Source organism: Sphingobacterium sp. UBA5996 (genome assembly GCF_002429765.1).
Classification (GTDB): domain Bacteria; phylum Bacteroidota; class Bacteroidia; order Sphingobacteriales; family Sphingobacteriaceae; genus Sphingobacterium.
In genome coordinates this window covers 197,526-220,252 of the sequence record NZ_DJAS01000003.1, presented here as the reverse complement: position 1 = coordinate 220,252, position 22,727 = coordinate 197,526, and the positions used below count along the sequence as shown (strand labels likewise).

At 42.2% G+C, this 22,727-nt stretch carries 11 protein-coding genes; all 11 read right to left on the bottom strand.

Annotated elements, in window-relative coordinates; genetic code table 11:
- Positions 1–9 precede the first annotated feature (9 nt).
- Positions 10–3,270 (bottom strand): SusC/RagA family TonB-linked outer membrane protein, encoded by a 3,261-nt coding sequence (locus B3E00_RS02095; RefSeq protein WP_293936579.1) that lies wholly within the window; start codon positions 3,268–3,270, stop codon positions 10–12.
- A 13-nt stretch (positions 3,271–3,283) separates the two neighbouring features.
- Positions 3,284–5,497, bottom strand: coding sequence for a fasciclin domain-containing protein (locus tag B3E00_RS02090; protein WP_293936576.1), 2,214 nt, complete (start codon positions 5,495–5,497; stop codon positions 3,284–3,286).
- A gap of 242 nt (positions 5,498–5,739) precedes the next feature.
- Positions 5,740–7,044: a rhamnogalacturonan acetylesterase gene (locus B3E00_RS02085; RefSeq protein WP_293889425.1), complete on the bottom strand. Its 1,305-nt coding sequence runs from the start codon at positions 7,042–7,044 to the stop codon at positions 5,740–5,742.
- A 240-nt stretch (positions 7,045–7,284) separates the two neighbouring features.
- Positions 7,285–8,655 carry an FGGY-family carbohydrate kinase gene (locus tag B3E00_RS02080; protein WP_293889424.1) on the bottom strand — a complete coding sequence of 457 codons (1,371 nt, stop codon included), beginning with the start codon at positions 8,653–8,655 and terminating at the stop codon, positions 7,285–7,287.
- Between the two features lie 13 nt (positions 8,656–8,668).
- Positions 8,669–9,943, bottom strand: a complete 1,275-nt coding sequence (locus B3E00_RS02075; RefSeq protein ID WP_293889423.1) for a sugar isomerase — start codon at positions 9,941–9,943, stop codon at positions 8,669–8,671.
- Between the two features lie 80 nt (positions 9,944–10,023).
- Positions 10,024–12,132 (bottom strand): bifunctional aldolase/short-chain dehydrogenase, encoded by a 2,109-nt coding sequence (locus tag B3E00_RS02070; protein ID WP_293889422.1) that lies wholly within the window; start codon positions 12,130–12,132, stop codon positions 10,024–10,026.
- Between the two features lie 18 nt (positions 12,133–12,150).
- On the bottom strand, positions 12,151–13,227 hold the full coding sequence (gene rhaT / locus B3E00_RS02065) for an L-rhamnose/proton symporter RhaT (RefSeq protein ID WP_209578225.1): 1,077 nt from the start codon (positions 13,225–13,227) through the stop codon (positions 12,151–12,153).
- Between the two features lie 271 nt (positions 13,228–13,498).
- Complete coding sequence (locus B3E00_RS02060) at positions 13,499–15,823, bottom strand: DUF5703 domain-containing protein (RefSeq protein WP_293936573.1); 2,325 nt, start codon at positions 15,821–15,823, stop codon at positions 13,499–13,501.
- A 6-nt stretch (positions 15,824–15,829) separates the two neighbouring features.
- Complete coding sequence (locus tag B3E00_RS02055) at positions 15,830–17,251, bottom strand: sialate O-acetylesterase (RefSeq protein ID WP_293936571.1); 1,422 nt, start codon at positions 17,249–17,251, stop codon at positions 15,830–15,832.
- Between the two features lie 19 nt (positions 17,252–17,270).
- Positions 17,271–19,289: an aceric acid hydrolase gene (locus tag B3E00_RS02050; RefSeq protein WP_293936569.1), complete on the bottom strand. Its 2,019-nt coding sequence runs from the start codon at positions 19,287–19,289 to the stop codon at positions 17,271–17,273.
- A gap of 7 nt (positions 19,290–19,296) precedes the next feature.
- On the bottom strand, positions 19,297–22,698 hold the full coding sequence (locus B3E00_RS02045; RefSeq protein WP_293936566.1) for a glycosyl hydrolase: 3,402 nt from the start codon (positions 22,696–22,698) through the stop codon (positions 19,297–19,299).
- Positions 22,699–22,727 lie beyond the last annotated feature (29 nt).

The window sequence follows — 22,727 nt, the reverse complement described above, 5'->3', positions numbered from 1 at the left end:
AACCTTGTTTTAAAAACGTGCTGTAATGCCTAGTGTAATTGTTTTTAATGGTGGTGTCATTGAATTATCCATTAAGACAGTGAATGCATCCTTTAACTTTACGGCCACATCAGGATCTTGACCGGTATACTTCGTTAACGTAAAAATATTTTCTACTGTCACATAAGCTCCCAGCCCCTCGATATGAAACCGTTGTAAGAATTCTTTCGCAAAATCATATTTCAGAGTGACTGTGCGAAGCCGTAAAAATGAGGCGTCTTCGACATATCGGCTTGATCCTAAAGAATTATATCCAGTGCCAAACAAAGCTCGCGGAATATCGGTTACGTCACCATCTTTACGCCATCTGCGCAATACAGCTGTACTTTGGTTGTTATACCCAAGCATATCTGTCGTATTCATTTTAGTTCCATTAATAATTTGAGACCCTTGTCGATAGTTAAAAAAAGCGCTTAATTTCAATCGTTTATTATATCCCACATTAAATCCAAATCCGCCCGTAAGCTTCGGATTGCTATTGCCCAAATAGACAATATCCTTTTGGTCAATTACACCATCATGGTTGATGTCTTCATACATAGCATCTCCTGCCTGGAATACATAATCGACCGTAGGGTAATTAAAACGCATATAAATTGTCTCTCCATCGGGACTCGAAATGGCATTCCCTTGTGCATCTTTTGCAATGGTTGCGTCTTGATCCTTGTAAACGCCCAAATAGCGGAAGCCATAGAAAGATCCATACGGATTATTCTCCTGGAAATAGGTGAAAAACGCTTTATTCCTTAATGATGATTTGGCATTTTCGCGGGGATAAAGCGGTGATATCTCCCGGATCACATTCTGATTATGTGCTATATTAAAAGTAAAACTCACATCCCACTTTTTACTACGAATGGGCACCACGGTGAGATTTGCCTCCCAACCGTCATTGTCCATCGTCCCTACATTCATTGACAACCCACTGTACCCAGTGTAGGTCGGAATCTGGATATTGTCCATCATCAGATCTGTGGTTCTATTTTTATAAATCTCCCCGCCAAACATCAAACGGTAGTCGAACAGCTCTACATCCATACCCAAATTCTGCTGTGTCACGGTTTCCCATTTCAAATCCGACAATTCTATATTTTTCGAATAGACCCCGTTCTCATTCAAATAGGCATAGTCATTGGTGCTGTATACATTGATATAAGTATAATCACGGCGAGGAGCATTGCCGCTGCGTCCCCAGCTCGCCCTTAGCTTGATATCTTTGATGGCTTTAACATCTTTCAAGAAATTTTCCCTTCCGATCTGCCAAGCGGCCGAGAATGCAGGAAATAGTCCATACCGATTATCAGGGCCAAATTTTGAGTTGCCATCACCACGCAGACTTGCGGCGAAAACATATTTCTTGTTGAGCATATAGTTCGCCTGCATCAAAGCTCCGACTGAACGCGATTGCGACGAAACTGATTGGGCATATCCTGTCAGAGTCCGCGACGGTACACTTGGATCCTGCAGATAAGACGATGCCGTATTTGTCGAGCTAAGTCCTTGTATTGTATAGCGATAATCTGAAGTCAGGAAAGATAGATTGGCCGTGAGCTGGTGGTTTTCACCTAGTACGGGCGTAAATAGAAGTCGGGTATTTGTGCTGAGTGAAAATTCGTCCAAATCCGAGTCCGATGCCCTATTCACCGTATTTTCTGTAAACGGCCGACCTGTTGCCAACTGAGGTAGAAAGAGTTTGGTCTTGTTGTTTTTAATATTCAAAGCTAGCGTACTCACAAAGCGTAAAGTATTCGGTATTAACTTATAATCCACATTAAACCGCGTTTGTAAGATATCTCCCAATTGTTTGGCGATCGAATTGTTAACCATGGATAGGGGATTATAGGTGCCAGGATAATAACCTTGGGCCGAGGTAGAGGGATTAAAAAGATTACCTGTTGGATTACCGTACTCATCATATTCCCAAATGGCTTGATTGGGCATTTTGCGATAGGCAATATCCCGCACATTGGAATGATATAGATTATCGTTGTCAACGTGACTATAAGAGACGTCCGCCTGAAAGCCGATTCGCTCAGAAACGACATAATCTAGATTGATCCGGGCAGATAGACGGTTTAAACCTGTAGCAATCGTTGTTCCTTCTTGATTAAAGTAACCTATTGAGGCCAAATAACGTGCCTTTTCGCCCCCCCCACGCACCTGGAGATTATGATCTTGAAAATAGCCCAATTGAGTAATGACATCTACCCAGTTGGAATTATTACTGTAGTTGTGATAGATATAGGTATTGTTTGGATCATACTGGAACTGCTGGGCATTGTCTGTCGTAGAAAAAACCTTACCTGCGTTGTAGAATTCTTCGGATAATAAGGTCGAGTACTGATCACCATTCAATAACGGAATCGATTCGGGTTGCTTTGAAACAGATCCTTTGAAGGTATATCCCAATGTTGGAGCGCTTACAGTACCGCGTTTAGTTGTAATAACCAATACTCCATTTGCTCCACGCGATCCCCAAACAGCAGTTGCGGCAGCATCTTTCAATACCGAGATATCCTGAATATCAGATGGGGCTATATTTAAAAGTTGCCCATACGCATTATCATCAGAGGTTGCGAAGTTAAAATCGTCTGGAATAGTTATGTCATAAGGCATTCCATCAACCACAATTAATGGATCTGTTGCTCCGTTTAAAGAAGATGTACCTCGGATGCGGATCTGCATCCCAGCTCCGGGATCTCCTGATACCGTTGTGATATCCACACCCGGCAGCCTTCCCTGCAAGGCTTGATCGACAGATACAGATTGCATTTCGGACAGCTCATCCATACTGATGGTTGAAATTGCAGCTGTATTTCGTTCTTTCGAAATCCCCATGCCAGTTCCGTCATTGACAGGTTTGGACTTCGAGATAACAACCTCATCAATCACATTATTTGTCGATTCCATCTGCACATTGATCGTTTTTCTATCCCCTACGGTGATAGTGCCTGAAGATTTATACCCCGTGTATGAAACCGCTAGTTTCAAGCCTTGCGTCCTAGCTCTAAGACTATAGTTACCCTCAACATCTGTAGTCGTTCCTACAATTGTGCGGTTATCATTATCTTTTAACACAACTGTTGCACCCACGATCGGCTGTTTAGTTCCTTTTTCCGTCACCTTACCGGTCAGCAGAACCCCATTTGTCTGCGCATATGTCTTTCGGCTACAGAAAAGCAACAACGCCATACAGCCTATTAATATTAAATTCGTTATCTGTTTCATCATCAATTCGTTTAGATTACAGGCCATGCTTTAAATACCCTTTGAGAGAATGAATCAATACGCGCTGCCCCAGCTGATTGCTTTGGTCGACATCAGCATCGATGGTACGGTTTAGATTATCGACCACCTGCAACTTATTTATTTGATTGACAGACACCTGCATGGACTGCGCGTCACCTTCAACATTTTTACAAAGCGACTGGAAGTACCCTGTTTTTTTACCGTCGATAGCAAATGAATTGCGTGTAATATGGTATTGAATAAATCGCGTTACTTTGTCAATGTCTGCTTGCGCCGTTGGGGCTATTGAACTTGGTAAATCACCATTTGCAACGGCACTGGCTATTGCTGCATTATTCGGGATTAACATGGTATAGTTTAACCCTAGTTCCACTCCTTTTATAACGCCATCCGTGGCAGAATACAGAGCATTTGCAGTTAGATATTTATAGAATGAATTAAATGGAGAGGCGGCTTGATCAGCTCCCAACTTTTTGAGAAAGAAGCCGATATTGGTATTAGAAGAAGTCAATCCTCCATTGAGATAGACTGCAACTCCATTTAATGGTCCTGAGAGTTGATTTCCTATATTAATGGAGTCCACAGGAATTTGCTGTGGTCCGGATTCGATATCCATTGTTCCGCTGGAGGACATCTTCATCTGTGAAAATTTCACATATTCGCCTGCATAACTTTCCAGGATTCCGTTTCCAGACAAATCAGGGATAGGATCATTTCCTAAGGGAATAATATGAGACATCAGCACCTCCCGCATTTCTGGAGTACCATTTCCACCATTAAACCGAATTGGATCTGAGGTATTATAAGAATCATAGTCAAACCCCATTTCATATAACTTCTTATCTGATACTAAGATCAGCATATAACGGATCGTTGGGATTTTCAGCGTTAGATTCATGCTCATACGCTCCAATGCGCGACGCATAAAACTATACTTAGGATCCAATAACACATTGCCATATACGGAATGGAAAACATTGGCGGCCTGACAGGCATCTGTACCGTAAAATGTCCCATTACTCAACATTTTCATTTCTTTGATATTTGCGGTTGTCACTTTAGAAAATTCACCGACAAAGTTTTGTGCTTGAGCAAATTGGGATGGCCAAACCTGTGTATTGTACAAATGAGAATTTACAAATTCCGTCAAGACAGTAGGATTGGTATAAAAAAGATCTTTTAATGTTGTTCCTTGAGGGTAATATTTTAATAATACACGTTTAGCATAATTACTAACCGCCTCATTGTTCGGCACTGTGATCGAAATATTATTGGTTTGTGCGTCGTTGGGATCTTCCTTCGCATAATTTTCATTGTTGACTGCCAAGCCAATTCCAGTATAACTCTTAACAAATACAGAATCTTTTTCGCCTGTTAGGACCTCATTTTTTCGCGTAATCTCTGCATTGTACGTATAGGTGCTGAAGAAATCTAGAATTGATTTAAAGGCTGAATAACTCTTATTGTCACGAAGGTACTGATCGATACTTTTGTCGGCGACCAAAACTTTATCGACGACATGGATATAGCCGTTCTCTGCAGCGATATTACTTCGTTTAGGATCAATTTGAGCAGCTCCGATATTCAATCCCGTGTAAACACTCGTTGGATAAAATGATTGGTAATCCATAGCTCCTAAACCACGTTGGCTCATGTAATCCTTAAAAAAATAACTAATATGTTTATTATTGTTGTCGGAAATGGCATAAGCTATATTAGGGCCACGATTTGTTGAGATAAACCGTCTAATTTTTCCGTTCCCTACATCTTCTTTCTCGACAAAGTCATAGTACACAGACCGGCGTCGGAAAGCAAAACCCTGTTGCCAGCCTTTTGCTGAAAAATAATCGTTCAACTTCTCCAGCCGCTCACCATCATAAATCATCGAAGAACGCACAATCTTCTCGGCCAGTTGTGCATCAATCTTTGATACATTACTAATACCATTTTCCTGCATAAACTGATCAAAAGCTTGATCTGTGGGAGCAAAAACCGTCCATGATCCTGCAGTTCCAAGTGTATTCTTATAACCTGACAATTCAATACAGCTCAAATACGTTTTAAAATCGCCCATCGAATCGAGCTGTTGGTAAATTGGGCTTGCAAGCCAATCTGGTCTTCCATAATAGGCGTCAAAGGCTTCTTTCCGACACGAAACTATCGTCGTCAATAGTGCAATCCAAAACAGGTTAAATTTGGATGATAACATAGCAAATGTATTAGGTCAGCAATTGGGTTAATAACGAATTACGGCAAATTCTAGATCAGAGAGCTCAAACAATAAGTTTTATGACGCGAAAGTTTGTCTTTTTGCGGTTCATAATTGGTGTAACAAATATATATCTAAAACAAATTTTTGCCAACCTGCTCTATCCTGCTTGGATACGTCATTCTGCCATTAAAAAAGCCGAACAAATATGTTGTTCGGCTTTAATACGATATTATAGAAACCTAATTGCCATCTGGCTTTATAACACTATTGATCAAACTTGGAGGCCAATACCAAGTCTTAAAATCATCGGGGTGGTATGGATCAAACCCGTTAAAATCTACCATATTACCGGAAATAACAAGCTTATTTTCTTTAATTCCCATTAATACCATTTTTGCAATCTCATAAGCACCATACGGGTTAAAATGGGTATTATCAGCCAATGCATTTTCCTGATTTGGGAAAGTAGAAGCGGGATAGTGAACAAATGCTTTCTTGGAACCTTCAACGCCCAATGCTTCATAAAATATACTGGTCTTGTTATTAAGGTCGATCAAAGGGACTTGAAGTTCTGCCGCAACTTTACGTGCAGCATCTGGAAAGTCTCCTAAAGTATGAACTAAATTTCCCTGTTGATCAAATAAACGTCGTGCTGTCGAAGTGAGAATAACGGGAATACCACCCTTTGCTCTAAATTCATTGACAAAATAACGCAATCTTTCACTGTAACCTTTATATGCTCCAGCAGCTTCTCCCTTTTGCTTTTGATCATTGTGCCCAAATTCGATAAATAGATAATCTCCCTTTTTGGCTACAGATAAAATTTTCTCCAATCTTCTTGAGGATAAAAACGAACTTAATGCTAACCCAGATTCGGCATGATTAGCAATAGCAACGCCTGCATCGAAAAAGCGGGGAATCATCTGTCCCCAAGAAGCCCATGGCTCATCTTCTTGATTCACGACCGTAGAATTTCCTGCTAAAAAGACCGTTGTGACATTGCTCATCGCTTCAATGCGAATAGCCGAAATACAATTCGTTTGCTGAAACTCCAAAGTCAACTTATCATCCCAGTCTAACTTTTGCTGCTCCCGGGGCTTCTTCAATTCCACCCTTCCGCCTGATGAGATCTTGGGATCTTTGAGATGTACAATGAACGTTTTCTGTACGCATTTATTTGGCACTACTTCCTGATTTTCTATTTGTAACCGACGCGATTCTGACCGCACCGTGCTCTGGTAGGGTTTATCGCTTAAGCCATCGTAACTAATCGTAATTTTGTAATTCCCTTCAGGAACTTTCACAGAAAAGTAGAATGGTTTATCGCTAAAAAGATGTTTACTCTTTCGATCGATTCTTACATTTTTCTCTGTAAAAAACTCAAAGCCATACCCTTTGGCCTCCGTATACGGGAGGGCTTCCTTTAGCGCAATTACAGCCCGCTGTTTTTTAGTATCACCAAAGCTAAATTCCTTCACAATCTGTTCGGCGAACAATACCTGACAGAACAGTACAAAAAAAACAACCGTTGCAACTTTCTTCATCTTTAAATTTTATAATTTGGAATCTCAAATTTAATTTCCCCAGTTCTTCCTGCTCGCCAACTGTTCAGGACTTTACTCCCCGTTTGGAATCCCTTTTTAATATTGTTAAAGTGGCGAGAAACTCTTACTGGTTATTTGTTCATACGCTAGAAAATAAAAAGTAGGCCAGACAACAAAGTGCCTGACCTTTCACGATAACCAATAAAAAAAAACTAGATTCTTATTTGCACAAACTACCTTTTATATATGCGTTTGCTGTTTGGCCCTAAAATAGCGCAACTCGATCATGTCATTTGGCATAGCCTGCGTATTCCAATGCTCATGAATGACCAAGGCAGCTCCTAGTGCCGTAGCCTGTGCCATTGACGCTCCAAAAACCTCACTATTTGGAAAAGCTTGGGCCAATAGCGTCATGTATATTATATTTTTACTAAATCCGCCATCAACGAATATGCGTTGAACACCGTTGTTCTGTAACACCAAAGAGGTTGCTTTGATCTGTGCTTTTACCAAATGCATCATAAAAACATGATAAGCTTCGGTATAATCATTAAAATGGCTCAAATCAATGGATGAAAAAGCCGACAGCTCATCCGATATATCTAACGCTTGATATTTTTCTATAATATTCCATTGCAGCCCAATTTGCTTGAACCTGCCCGTTGAAACCTGAAAGAAATTTGCAATACGTTTGACTTGTTCTTCATGTTCATAACCCGCAAATAGGCGTGATGCTTTAACTGGTTTACCGGTGTAAGTCATATATTGTAAGCAGTCTTCATTCAGCTCTTCTTTAGTCAACGGTTGTTCGTTAAATGGGTTGAATGAAATGCACCAGGTACCCGTTGAAATCAACACAAAAGGTTCATGAAAATTCAACAAGTATGGGATGAGAGCCGAAGAACTATCATGCAGCCCACTGCCAACAAGATAACCACTGCCAGGAAATGTTGCCCTGAACAATTGGTCACCCTGCACAATAGGTGCCATTTTTTGGATAATGCCTGTATCAAGCACCCACTGATGGTAATTATTTTGGTTAAAATCCCAAAGTGCGGTATGACAACCTATACTTGTCATATCAGAATATGCTTGGCCTGAAATCAAATAACTCAGGTATTGCGGAAGATGCAATGCCCATTTCACCTCCTTATATATTGCCGGTTTTAATTTAAATATACGATAGATCTGCAATCCAGAATTTAGACTTCCCAAACTCGGAGAAGAGGTTTCCAACGCTAAGGTATCTTTTCCGCCATACTGTGCATAAAAAGAATCCAACAATTTCTTTGGATATTCTTTCAAATAGTTATATAATGGCGTTAAAGGCCGACCATCTTTATCAATATAGACGAAACTTGCGCCATAGGACGTAAAATTAATCGCTTTAATTTCAAACTCGCCTTTTCGAAATACCTCGTGCAAGGAATCGAAAACGGACAAACGTAAACTCTCCAGGTTTTCGCAACTATCACCATCTTCATCAGTAGTTTCTAAAAAACGGGCAGACCTTTCGAAAACAATCTGATACTGCTCATTAAAGAGAAATAACTTTTTGTTGGTCTTTCCAACGTCGAATATGGCGACTACTGGTATTGGTTTTCCCCTCATTCCTTTTCCCTCGTTACAAACCGGTAGCGACGGAATTCTTTCCGCGTTCTTCGATAAGTTTGGCCCGTAAATTTTCTTCATTAAATAATTGAACGGGATTCAGCGCCGCTCCACTTCTACGTCTTGCTTCTGCAACAAGCGGTCTGACATCGGTACGGAATGCATCCTGCAGGATTTCCTGTGCCTTCACGATATCGTTTGCTTGCTGCGCCTGTTTCAATGCCTTTCGATCGACCAACAATGCTTGAGCATAAGCAATCTTAATGGCCTCCACTGACTGTAAAAGATCTACCAGTGGATCTTTCAGATTATGCGAGGCATCAATCATCCAGCCCAATCCGCTGGCATGATCAATACCTTTCACATCCATACCATCGATCAGTTCATTAAAGATCAAGAACAGTTGATATGGCTTGATACTACCTGCTGTCAGGTCATCATCTGCATACTTACTATCATTAAAATGGAATCCACCTAATTTGCCTTCCATCAACAATAAAGAGACAATTTGTTCAATGTTTGCATTTGGCAGATGGTGTCCCAAATCAACCAGGGTATATGCTTTGGGACCTAACTTATTGGCCAACAGCAGAGATTGCCCCCAATCGCCAATCGTCATGGAGTAGAAATGGGGTTCAAATGCTTTGTACTCAACAAAAAGTTTCCAGTCTTCGGGTAGATGTTTATATATTTCTTGTAGGCTTGATAAGGTATTTTGAAAAGCCTCTCTAAAATTCAATTGTCCTGGGAAAGATGATCCGTCAGCCAACCAAACTGTTAAGGCTTTAGAACCGACCGCTTTACCATAATTGATAACTTCGATGTTATGATCTACTGCTTGCTGACGAACGCCTGGATCGACATGATGTAATGAACCAAATTTATAACTATGCTCCTGACCTGATTGATCTTGAAACGTATTGGAGTTTACTGCGTCAAATCCAATTTCTAGGGAAGATGCCAATGCTTTAATCTTTTCTGCATCTGATGGAATATCCCAAGGAATATGCATCGAAATTGCTCCACTCGATTTGTTGAGCGCATGCAGCAAGCCAACATCCTCTAGCTTTTGCTCTAAAGTACCGGGTTCACCTGCGCCAGAAAAGCGACCAAAACGCGTTCCACCTGTACCTAATGCCCAGCTTGGTATGGCAATTTGAAACTTTTGAAGTTTATTCAGCATTTTATCTAACTGTGGAATATCTGCCGACACGTAGTCAAATGCCCTTCTATGCTTATCTATTAATTGGTTATTGTGCTGATCTATAATTTTCTTATCCAGAATCATAATTTAATGGTTATTGTGTAAAAATGTGAGGTGTCGCGTCCATATTTCCCTTTCTGAACGCGACACCTAAGATATAAAAATTAGCGTACAAACGCCATTGCAACACCTCCGTCAACGTTTAAAACATTCCCTGTAGATTTGCTCAACAGTCCGCCCACAAAGGCGAAACAAGCGTTCGCAATATCCTCCGGAAGAATGATCTGATTCAATAAAGTTCGCTTTGCATAATAGGCCGGCAATTCGGCTACCGTGATACCATAAGCCTTAGCACGACCTTCGGCCCATCCGCCGGCCCAAATATTACTGTCTGAAATAACGGCGTCCGGGTTAACCACGTTCACGCGTACGCCTGCCGGACCTAATTCGGCAGCACATAAACGGCTTAAATGCAATTGTGCGCCTTTTGCACTTCCATATCCTGTATTATTTGGACCACTGACCAAGGCATTTTTACTGACAATATTGATGATATCACCGCCGATTGCTTGGCCTTTTAATAATGAAGTCACTCCTTGAGTAACAAGGAATTGACCTTTTACCAGTACGTTATATAATAAGTCCCAATCGTTCTCCGTATGATCTTCGATTGTTTTCGAAATCGACAATCCGGCGTTGTTGACCACAATATCAATACCACCAAATGCTAGCGTAGCATCTTTCAAAGCATCTTTGATCGAATTCGCATTGGTTACGTCGAGGCTCGTAGCGATGACTGCATCTTTTCCAAACTCGGCTACAAACTCGGCTTTGCTTGACTCCAAACGTTCTGTGTTGATATCATTTAACACGATAACAGCCCCCTCTTGTGCCATCTTTTTTGCAATCGCTTTACCGATACCACCCCCACTTCCAGTGACCAAAGCAATTTTCCCTGACAGAGCTTTTGGCTTTGGCATACGCTGAAGCTTGGCTTCTTCCAATAACCAATATTCAATATCGAATGCTTCCTGACGGGGCAAAGCGGTGTACTCACTCACTGCTTCTGCTCCTTTCATAACATTGATTGCATTGGTATAGAACTCTGCTGCTACGCGTGCTGTCTGTTTGTCTTTCGCAAATGCGAACATTCCTACTCCAGGGTATAGAACAATTACCGGATTTTTATCCCGCACTGCTGGGCTATTTTCATGTCTGCAGCTTTCATAATATTGCGCGTACATCTCACGGTATTCGTCAAATAAGGGTGTTAACTTTGCTTTTAACTCCTCCACGTTGTCTAAATCTTGTGATTTATCCAAATTCAATACCAATGGCTGAATTTTCGTCCTTAAGAAGTGATCCGGACAGCTGGTACCAAGCGGAGCCAAACGTTCTAAATCATTTGAATTGATAAATTCCAATACGCGCTCATCATCTGTAAAATGCCCGATCATGTGGCGCTCACTGGAACAAAAACCTCTTAAAACAGGAGCGAGTTTGGCTGCTTGTGCATTTCTTTCTTCCTTGCTGAGACTAGTTACTTGCTGCCCCCCGAATACAGGCGCTTTTTTACCATAGTTTTGCTCAAGATATTCCGCACAAGCTTCGATGACGTCCAGGGAATTGATATAACAGTCATAAGCCGTATCTCCCCAAGTAAATAAGCCATGTGAGCCCAACATAATACCACGGATACCTGGGTTTTCTTCTAAACAAGCACGCAACTGCAAACCTAGGTCAAACCCAGGGCGTTGCCACTCCACCCATCCTATAGTTCCATTAAACAATTCTTGGGTTATTTTCTTTCCATCTTTTGCCGCAGCAATCGCAATTGCAGCGTCTGGATGGAGGTGATCTATATGTTTGAACGGCAGAAACCCATGTAAAGGTGTATCGATAGAAGGGGCTTTTGATGCTAAATCATAGATACAATGGTTAAATAACTCAACCATTTCATCTTCATGTTCAAGACCACGATAGACATTTTCCAAATTGCGAAGACGTTGTAAATAAAGCGCTGCAAGACCTGACTTTTTCAACGTTCCGATATCTCCACCAGACCCTTTAATCCACATTACCTCTACTTCTTCTCCCGTCAAGGGATCTTTTTCCACTACTTTACAAGATGTATTCCCTCCACCATAATTTGTAATTCTTAAATCTGCACCTAGAATATTTGAACGATATAATAACAAAGCTACTTCATCACCCCTTAGTGCCTGAGCTTTCTCATCGTCCCATAAATAATTGACATGTTTGTACGTTTTCACTGCTTCTATATTTAAATATTAATTTTCTAATGTCTTCGCAAACCCTACAATGCAAATAGAGATGATAATGGTTAGAATTCCTCCTATGATTGAACGATACGTCGAACGATCGACACCTTTCCATTCCTTGAGCACTACGCCCCATGCATTGGAAATAAGAATGATAAAGGCCATGTGTAGGATCCAAGAGCTAGCGCCGTTTCCAAGACGGCTTTCTCCCATACCGTAAAAGAAAAACTGTAAATACCAGGTGGTTCCTGCTAAAGCACATAAAAGGAAATTCTTGCCTCTCGGTGCTTTTGATTTCGTATAATCCGAAAACGTTTTGTTTTTAATCAACAAATAAAGGCACCATAGGAAGTTTGTTGTAAACCCACCCCAAAGTATCACAATGTAGGTGACATTATTCTGGTAAAGAAATTCGCCTTGGTTTGGATTAACAGACTTCCATAATGTATTTGCCACATCGGCCATGGGTTTTCCGGCTTCAATCCCGAAATTGAAACAAGCACTTAATATCCCTGAAACAATAGCTACTACAATTCCTAAACCAAAATTATAATCGGATTTGCTCGCTGTGGATAGGGAGGTTATATGTTTCTCTTTAGAAACACCTGCCTTACCACATAGATATACACCAAGCACACAGACTAAAAGACCAAGGAGAATACAAATACCGGATTGGGTTGTAAAAAAATAATCTATGCCATGCTTGCCTTCTGCTTTATTAAAAAAATAATAAATGCTGGGCATTAAAGAACCAAACACCATACTCAGGCCCAAAATAATACTGCTACCCAGAGATACTCCAAGATAGCGTACACCAAGACCATACGTTAAACCGCCGATGCCCCAAAGCAAACCAAACAAAAATGTGTAACCTAATATCGTGTTATTCGCACTTTTAATAATCTCAATAAAATTGGGTATCGTCAACATCGCCGCTATGGGCGGAACAATAATCCACGAAAAAAGTCCGCCTAGAATCCACATGGATTCCCAGGACCATCCTTTTACTTTCTTGTACGGCACATAAAAACTTCCAGAAGCGAATCCGCCTATGAAATGAAATATAACTCCGAAAACTGCATTCATATAAACGTTATTTAGGTTCTTAGCAACTAAGATAATTCTTTGGTTTTTCAGAACTGTTATGCACTGTTATGAACGACCCGATTTTGTATAAAAAAAAACAAAAGTGGCTATCCAAGAAGATTGGATAGCCACTTTATTAATATTTTAGACATCGTGTGTATTGACCTAGGAGTAAAGGCATCAAACGGCTATTTTCTTATTTTTCAGCGCTCGATTTAATGGTTACAATGGGTTAATACGCGATGTTGTTTCGCTAACAATTTCGAAGCGGCTATTGCAATAGGTTGATAATTGCCGCTTCTCTTTCTTTTGGAAAAACTTTCAGCTCCAATAATTTACCGTCCTTTAATCTTCCTTCAACGGTAGTCTGCCCCGGCGCATGTAGTTTAAAATCCACATTCCAATCTTTGGGCCAAGCTGGAAAAAGATAAATTTTATCATCTGTTACCTGCAAAAGCATTTCCTGCAAGCCGATCATGCCCGAACCACCCCAGTTATGATCCGGAACCCAATCAAACCCTGGCCCCCAAAAGGTGGGGAATCGCCGTTCTGCATTTTTTAGTTTCGAGAGGGTCAATTGCTTCGCTTCGTCGGTCAACCCAAGGCGTGCAGCAAAGATATTATGCTGCTTCCAGCCAACATAGCTTTTGAATTTAAGCACATCGGGATCATAGGTGTACGTATTGAGGGCAATATCGATATCTGCTTTACCGATACCATAAATTCCCCAAGGATATACAGGATAGAGCTGCGGGGATTCGGTATTGTTGATCCGGGCCCATAGCTGCGCTGGAGCCAGCATTTTTTTGCCCCCGAGTTCACGCTGTGGCAAAGGTGGGATTCTGGTTAAAAACCCCTGAAAATAACCACGCGACTCAGCGTTGATATACCCCTCAGGCAATGCCAGCAATCCTTTGGTTACCTGCTGTAAAGCAGCAATTGTACTTGCCGAATTATAGGCCATTTTATAGGTTTCCGCAGAAGAGCCAGGATATAGTACAAGATGACCTGCATCATCCAATACCTTGCTACCCCGTTGCCGAGCCCGGTATTGATAATGCTCATCAAAAAAACGCAGACAACTTTCTATCAACGGAATATAAGTCTGAATATCGGACTTATTATAACGTTCTGTTTCCAGTATCATCATGCAGAACTCCAGCACCGTATCCCACTCGTATTCCAGCCAGGCATTATATTCGAGGCCCTTATCAAAATCTTTGGGCCGTTTCCAATTGTATTCAGCGGGATTGGGTAAACCAAAATTTTCGATCTGTTCTGTAAAACTGGCACCAGCGTGCCCCCAATAAAATTTGGATCGCCATTCGGCATTCTTCAAAAGGCGTTGATAAAACTTAAACTGCGCCGGCATTAGATCAAAATCACCGCTCTTCAATAATGGCCAATACACTAAGCGCTGATTTTGTGCAGTATGGGTACCTCCACCCCAATTCCGAAAATCCGGTGTGAACGTAAACGTACTATCGATCGTGACAGGATCGTAGGTAAATAAACCGCCATTAAATTTTGTTGGATAATCTCCGTAAGCATTACAAGCTAGCATAAATCGAAACAACTGATAGTTTCGGCCGACTTGCCAAGCTTCATTATGGGGATCTTTTAAGCCAGGCTGGATAACGATATGACTTCTATCCCAAAAAGATTTCCACCAGGATTCCGTCGCCCGTTTGAGCGACACAAAGCTAGGTTTGGGCGTAGCCAGATCTTCCAGTTCTGCTTTCCAGTGCTTTAGGTCTGCTTGCTGTCCTACGTGAAGCGTAACTTGAAGTGCATGATTGGTTTTTGCGGCTTTACTTTTGAGTACCCAAGCTTGGTATGGTGTATTCATATAGGTTCCGGCACGCTCACCGGCGTATACAAAATCTTCTCCTTTTAAAAGACCGCCTGAAATCCTATTTTTCAAGGGATTATATAACGAATCTTTAATGGTTGTCAGGCCTTGTTGATCGACGACAAGGTCAAACGCTGTAGTCGCTTGATTTTGATGATAGAAAATAATATTGTTTGCTTCTGCCACAATCTGATCTTTATGCGTCACCACTGGTTTTGGCGGTGCCCACTTCCAAGAATTCGCATTATTTTCCTTCTTCTTAGGAAACAGATCCTGAAAACGCCAGCTCTCGTAAGCTGCTTCCACCTTGATCTTCCGATTGGCACTTACTTCGAGATGTACATTGGGATTAAACACATCTACCCAAACCAGTACTTCGGCCTTGATGCCTTTGCTTTCGCCCCTCAGGACAATATGGCCTTTATCCAACTGCAATTCCTGCTGGAATTTTCCGTCTGCAAAGGGGTTGGGATATAGATGGAGGCGGATGCGGCCGAGCTTCAACAAGGTATTGTTCTCGTCAAATGCGCCTGTTTTTCCCAGATACAAAAATAATTCACCGTTTTCCACCCAAACGTTCAATCCAATATCTCCACCACCTACAGGCATGGATTCCGATGAATTTTTGCTCTTTGTGGTCCAAGATACATCGTAATCCTTCCAATTGAACTCTTGAGCCTCAATTGGGCTCAAGAAAACAACTATTAAAACTAGAATGCCTATAATACGTTTTTCAATCATCATTTCTGTTTACCAATCGTCTGTACGGAAAGAGCTTAAGGGCAAACCATTGGCTCCAAACACCTCTCCGACGACGAAATCTTTAAATGCATAACGAACAGCCACCGGCTCCTCAACTTTGAGCGACGCGACAATAATGGTCTTTCCTTTCAAAACAGCCTCTGCAGGATAAAAAACCTGATCTTTACCCGCAATTTCAAAAGTCTTTATTTCTTTACCATATGCTGTTAGCCCCAATGGTGCATCCTTAAAAGAAAGTATCGCTGTACTGCCTTTAATTTCCAACCTTTCATATAGGGGGCTTTTGAGATTTAACGCCTCAAAACCATAGCTATCGTGCAGTGCTAGGTAGGCCAATCGTTCGCCACTTTGCTGTTTATGTGATGGGTGGATGCAATTCTGTTCGCCCAAATCCAAGGTGACGGCCATTGCAGAATACGGAATTTTATCCAAAGATTTACGTTGTGCATCGCGTAGATAGGCCGAATTGTATTTTCCCCCAACATGATAAGGCGGCAATGAAGCATAATCAAATGGTGCAATTTGCATAAAATAAAACGGAAGTTTATTATTTCCCCATAACGCACGGAATTTTTCAACCATACGGGGGAATAGTATTTCATATTGCTCTGGACGATCGTAGTTAGATTCTCCTTGGTACCAAATCATGCCACGGATACCGTATCCTGCAATAGGATGGATCATACCATTGTACAACATGGTCGGAATACGGTTTTTATCTTTCAGGCCCTCTTCTTCTTTGGGGAGCTGCAGACCTTTCTGATCTGCCAACCAGGATGCCTCCATCCAGGCTTCAATAGTTGAACCACCATAGCTGCTATGAATCAAACCAACAGGCACCCCTAAAGTTTTGCGCAATTGCCGTCCGAAATAGTAGGCCGTTGCACTAAAACCGACCACGGATTGCGGTTCAGCTTTCTTCCAAACACTTGGTTTACTGTCAGCTGCGGGCTGAATCTGTGGATTGCGAGGCACGGTATAGATACGCAGTTGATCGTCTTTGGAATCCATCATCGTTTCGGTGCTACCGAGGATCGGTTGCCCTGGATAGCCTTTTAAAGGCATTTCCATGTTCGACTGGCCCGAACATAACCAAACTTCACCAATTAAAATATCATGGAGTTCAATGCTATTCTTTTCTGAGACCTTGATCTGATAAGAACCGCCTGCTACAGGTGTTTGTACTACAATTTTCCATTGGCCAAGTTTATCTGCTTTCGCTTGATATTTCTGCCCATTCCAGAAGGTCTGTACGGTTATTGTTGCCTGCGGTTCTGCCCAGCCCCAAAAAGGGACTTTGCTTTGTTGCTGCAGCACCATTCCATCGGTAAAGAGCGCCGATAAACGGACTTCTGCCTGGCTCTCCAATTGTGCCAATAGGAATACGATCATAAAAAAATAAGTTTTCATCTTCATACGATTTATCCCATTAAAATACTGGCATCCAAACGCTCATATCACCAAATGCACGGTTTCCCCAAGCAAAATAGGGTACTAGACGCACAGGGATAGTTTCAGGCTTTCCATCGGAAGTTTTACGGTATAGTGAATTCCATTTCGTGCTATTTGTACGATAGGCTTTTCCTTTCAACAAGACAATATCCTGCCCTAAGATATTTTCATTTTTCGGCACAAACTGTTCACCCTGTTTCATTTTCAGATCAAAGATATTGACATCCGCAGCCACATCCTGCTTCTCTAGGCAATACACGATCGGTCCACGCATGACTGCAACCTGGTTACGCGTTTCCTCAACCAGTGGATTTGACTCCATCAGAGCAACCTCCATCGGCAGTTTGACGGTAACGCGATCACCTTTCTTCCACAATCCAGCTAATATGGCATAGCCTTTCTCCATCGGTGCTTCGATTTTCGTTTCGTTTTTCCATATTTCAACCTTCCCAGCCCAACCCGGCACCCGGAGTTTCAGGGTATAACTGGAAGGAAATTCTTTTAGGATAAAGGTGGCGGATCCTTCCCATGGATAGCCGGATTCTTGTATGATATTGATTTTTTTGCCTTGATATGTTGTATTTAATTCATTTCCACCATACAAGTTGACTGCTACGGCATCTGTTGCTAATCCGTAAGCATAGTTGGCTACTTCTGCTATCGTACGAACAATATTAGGTGGACAGCAGTTAGACAGTGCAATATAAGGAACACGCTTTTTAGACCAGCGCTGCTGGAATGGAAGATCGGAGGAGTAACTCAATGGATTAGTATACAAAAATTTGTCGCCATCTAAACTAATCCCTGACAGTACACTATTATAGAGTGCCAGCTCCAATACATCGATGTATTTTGCATCGCCCGTGAAATTCGCCATGCGCCAATTCCACAACATATTACCAATATTTGCACAGCTCTCATTGTGCGCAGTTAAGTTGGGCAATTGATAATCCCGCCCAAATGCCTGATGGATTTTCTGTACCTCACTGGGATTATAGGAAGTTCCGTCAGGTGAGGTACCATCATACAGCGATCCCAGACCGCCTGTAATGTACATCTTGTGCTTCGTGACATCGTCCCAAATTTCAAAAAGGCGGTTGCTCAACGTTGTATCTGCAATTTCGGCGCATAAATCTGCTACACCTGCATAAAGATAGCTCGCCCGTACGGCATGTCCCGTAGCTTTATGTTGCTGACGGAACGGAATGCGATCTTGGTTATCATCCGTTCCATCTTCGATTTCACCTTTAATATCAATTAAATGCTTGGCTAATTCTAAATATTTTGGGTCTTTGGTCGTCCGATAAAGCTCGACGGTTCCCATATAATGGGAGGGACAGATTGCATTTCGGGCTAAAGTTGGATTGGACTTTTTATAAAACCCATACAGATAATCCGCTGCCTTTATTGCAATATCCAATAGTTCCAGTTGTCCCGTTGTCCGGTAATGTATGCATCCGGCCGTCATTAAATGTCCAATATTATAAGACTCAAAGCTCAAACGATCTTGAAATTCAATATTTTGTCCCGATCGCTGCTGGTCAATTGTCGCCTTGGTATAAATATAGCCATCGGCACGTTGCGCTTTGCGGATCACGGGAATCACTTCGTCCAGCATGCGAAGCAGTTTTTTATCTTTTGTCTGGGCATATAGTGCACAGACTGCTTCCAATGTTTTGTAGAAGTCGCCGTCATGAAAAGATGGTCCGCTATGCTCACCCTTTTCCAATCCCGCGGCGATTTCAAAATTACGATAAGCATGGCTAATGGAGGCATCGGTATAAACGTGCCAGAGTTGCGGTACCATCTGCTCATAACACGATTTGGTACGATCCGCCCAAAAGCCTTTCGTCCATTTCACGTCGCCCATATCAACTGCGTTTTGAACAGCATGGGGACTCGACCCCGTATTGGTAATAGACCTTTCCTGGGCCTGGACTTGACAGGCCGTCGCGAAGAAGAGCCCCAGGATCATTAGTTTGTGCTTCGTATTCATGATTTCTTTATTTTGCATCTAACCACAGTAAGTCAACTTTCCCTTGTAATCCGGAAGGTAATAAGCCTTTGAGGAACTTGTCTGACGCTGTTGCCTGCATTTTCTTTTCTACTGTTGTATTCTCTTTTTCATAAAGGAAACGGTTCCCCCATGTATTATAGACCTTGACCTGTACTTTATTATCACCTTGCCGGATAAAATCAGTTACATCGATCTGATAAGGTTTGGTCCAGACGACCCCAGCATATTGTCCATTGACAAAAATTTCTGCCATAGATTCAATGGCCGAAAATTGTAAATGAGCGCGTTGCTTTTCAGCTATTTTTTGGATATGAATGGTCGTTTGATAACTTCCTGATCCAGCATGATATTTAATGTCATCGTCTGCACTGGCTGTCCAAAACTGAGGCTCTTGCTGTTTAATTGCTTGCTTGCCGGATAACCCATCAGCCGTAAATGACCAGGGTCCTGTCAAAGCTGTTTTTCCGGAGTATTGATAGGTCGGTATATCTATTTTTTTATCGCTGGTCAATACAAAGCCAGATTGATACGCATCAAACGAAAGTTCGATAACGGTCCTATCGTTGATCACTTTAAACGGTAAAACCGCTAGTTTGTCGCTTACAGGATCGTAACGGTAGGCATATTTTTCTTTTGTCCGTAAAGATAAAGTTGCCTTTTGCGCTAAACTATCTTGATTGGCTACAAAAAACAAATCACCACCATCGAAACGGCGATGGTTCCAAGAAATATGTGGATTGTGCCCTTCGTTAATCAGCACATCGGGAGCAATATTTAGCGGCTTAAAATCTTTCGCTTCATAGTGGCCAACAAGCACACGGCCTTTGCCGATCTGCTTCGTTTGTAATGTTGTATTTGTGAATGGCTCTAGCCCAGTGAATAACTCATCAAGCAAAATGCGATACTGTTGTACTTTGTCATCGGTCAGTTTGCCCCGCCATGTCTGTGGAATATCTTGGAAGAGCACCGTAGCCCCTTGATTGACAAGACTCCTGATGCGTTCTAGCGTACGAAGGGAATATTGGCTACCATTCGGATTTAATGCTGTTTCTCCAGGCATCACAAGTAAAGCATAAGCAATATGATTCGCAAAAATCACCTTACCGTCCTGTACGCTAGTCTGATTCCAAAGCGCATCGGGATTGAAGGAATCGTAGGCATAGCCGCGTAGTGGATCGACCCAATCTTCGGGTCTATACATATTGGCTCCTGTAGTCACACCTGCAACTTTTTGTAAGGGTAGGCCGACATTGGCCAACAAAGAATCTGTACGATGAACACGGGCTTCACCAATAATACCGGGTAAGACATCGATCAAAGCACTTGGGAGTACAGACCTTCTTGGAATCTCCTCCCCAATAAACACAGCTACATCTCGTACCGGTACTCCATATTGCAGTAGCTGCTGTGAGCGGATCGCATAATTAACCCACTCTTTACCAGGTTTCCACCACGTTTGATCGCGCTGAAAATAGGTTCCGATACCGTCCATGGTCATACCAGGTTTACGGTCCATCCAGGGATTATGCACGTACACATGGTAGACCAGATTGTTGATGCCCAAGGCGTAATTTCGGTCCTGAAGACTTTTCAGAAGCCGCGGATGTTCATCCCATTGGGCCCGAATCTGGGTAAAGGCTTCGGACATAGTCACCTGTTTGCCATAAATATGGCTTCCTGAGATGGCATCCAAGATATCCGCAGGTTTATCGTGCGAAGGGCTTCTGAGCCAAAACTCACCCATTGGACGATCGGTTGAAGCAAAATGGGCTAGCCCGTCACCGACCATCACAGGAGCCGTGGCTTCGGCCGTAAATTCGACACCGTATTCATCCGCTTTCTGACGTAGTGTAGCATAGCCTTTCTCCTGCAACAGCTCACTGATGGTCTGTCTGTAATCTTGCAAAAAGGCTTCGGAATCTTCTACACTATTGACGAAACAACCCGCTAAAACTGGTAAATAGTCAGTCAGGTCATAACCCCGGCGTTTTAAAAACTCATCCGGAAAACTACGGGTCCAGTTTTGACTACCGCATTCCCAAGAATCAATATGAAATACCGTGAGGACTTCTTTAGATAACTGTGGATCCACATGCTTTTTGGCTGCTCCAAACCACTGATCAAATTGAAAAGCAACTGTAGTAGCGTCCAATTTATCACATTCCAGCCCCTTTCCAGCCCCAGCAGTTTCATTTTTATGACCTGTGGAGGTATGTCCAAGACGCAATATTTTCCACTTTCCTGCTGGTAATGTTAAGTCTACACGACCTGCTTGGTCTGGCCTAGGCAAACGGATAAGCTGCTGTTGTCCGAAAACAGCTTCCTTGGCAACAGCGCTTGGGTCGGATTTTTTCCCAACACGCCAGATCTCTCCTGTCTTGCCTTCGATCTGATTAACCTGCGCTTCTTCAAACAGACTGATTCCATTTAATTTTAGGGAAGGTTTCCATTTACCGGAATCAAGATCTTCGGCTCCCGGTTCACTTCCTGTAGGATCGTATACAAAGCGAAAATACTTCGCTTTGGTGTAGGGGATCAGATGTGTTACGCCATTATCCCAATCCAACCAGCCCATTCTTGGGGATTCTAATTGTGTAACCTTCCGAAAATTTACGCCATCATCGCTCGCCCAAACTTGCAAACGGTTTGCTTGGTAATTGGATGTTGTCCATTCAATTTTCAATGAATTGCAGGGGAAGGGCTGATCAAACGCATATTGTATCCACCCAGGCGCAGTCGTCGCAAAATTTTGTTTGTTATTTTTGTCTGCCAATCGTTTTAGATCTTCGCCATAGCTATTGGATACGTGGACCTTCTCCGTAAGGCTCTTTCGCGGCGAATGTGTCAATGGCATTGCAAATAACGCAATATCCTCGTAATAGCCTTGTTGGGCTTGTGGTTGTGGCAACTGAATATTCCGCAACCGCTTCCCCTTGCTATCGATTATAGTATCGGCATACACGACTTTCTGCATCGACTTCTCGGGACTGATCCACGGTCCCCCCGCGGTTGCAAATCCATCATTGGGCAATAAAGCTATTTTTACTCCGTATTTTTTTGCTTCACGGACGATATATTTGAACATATCCCACCATGCTGGTGTCAACGTCTCTGTCGGCGGATCGAAAAGAGGCGGATTAGTTTTGCCCTTGATTGGTGCTAGATAGGCTCCTGCGATCTTATTTTCTGCCATCGCTTTCAGATCCGCAGTAATCCCTTCCTTGGAATAGCTGGCATGCATAAAGTACCAAAATACCCAAGGTTTTGCTCGTTCAAACGAATGTTGATCCAAAGGAACTAATTCCGTTGGAATACCTTTAATCTGCGCATTGCTGCTCAAACAGCCCAAAAGAAGACTTGTCCCTAATAGCAACTTAATCCTCATCATATCTTATCTTGTTCTTTAAAGCTATCCAA